Here is a 1061-nt window from a genome sequence, read left to right as displayed (position 1 = left end):
AATCAACCGAGATTCCCTTAGTAGTGGCGAGCGAACAGGGACCAGCCTATAAGCTATTTATCAGTTAATAAATTAGAAAAATATTCTATTCCAGAATATTTTTCTAATTTATTAACTGATAAATTAGAAAAATATTCTGGAATAGAATAGCAATAAAAGGTGATAGCCCTGTATTCAAAAATTTATTTTCTGTGAGCTTAAAAAGTAGGACGGGACACGTGGTATCCTGTCTGAAGATGGGGGGACCATCCTCCAAGGCTAAATACTCCTGACTAATCGATAGTGAACTAGTACCGTGAGGGAAAGGTGAAAAGAACCACAGTAAGGGCAGTGAAATAGAACCTGAAACCATGTACGTACAAGCAGTGGAAGCATCTTTATTTAGATGTGACTGCGTACCTTTTGTATAATGGGTCAGAGACTTATATTTTGTAGCAAGGTTAACCGTATAGGGGAGCCGTAGGGAAACCGAGTCTTAACAGGGCGTTAAGTTGCAGGATATAGACCCGAAACCCGGTGATTTAGCTATGGGCAGATTGAAGGTTAGGTAACACTAACTGGAGGATCGAACTGACTAATGTTGCAAAATTAGCGGATGACTTGTGGCTAGGAGTGAAAGACTAATCAAACGGGAGATAGCTGGTTCTCCCCGAAAGCTATTTAGGTAGCGCCTTATGAATTCATCTTTGGGGGTAGAGCACTGTTTTGGCTAAGGGTCCATCTTGGATTACTAAACCAATGCAAACTACGAACACTAAAGAAGGTTATCATGGGAGACACACGATGGGTGCTAACGTCCATCGTGAAAAGGGAAACAACCCAGACCGCCAGCTAAGGTCCCAAAATCATAATTAAGTGGAAAACGATGTGGGAAGTCATAAACAACCAGGATGTTGGCTTAGAAGCAGCCATCATTTAAAGAAAGCGTAATAGCTCACTGGTCGAGTCATCCTGCGCGGAAAATGTAACGGTTGATCAATCTGTGATGCAAGTAGGCGGTAAGATTGCACTGCTAAGAATATATCCGAGGCTTTGACACTAACTTTAAATTGGTCAAAATT

At 41.3% G+C, this 1061-nt stretch carries 1 rRNA gene; it reads left to right on the top strand.

Features of this window, described 5'->3' with window-relative positions:
• Window positions 1-1061, top strand: a 23S ribosomal RNA gene (locus CEX73_RS00500); the annotation flags it as partial.

Source organism: Candidatus Palibaumannia cicadellinicola, from assembly GCF_002855795.1.
GTDB lineage: Bacteria > Pseudomonadota > Gammaproteobacteria > Enterobacterales > Enterobacteriaceae > Baumannia > Baumannia cicadellinicola_C.
The sequence above is the reverse complement of the archived record's forward strand: the minus strand, read 5'-3'. Positions and strand labels throughout refer to the sequence as shown.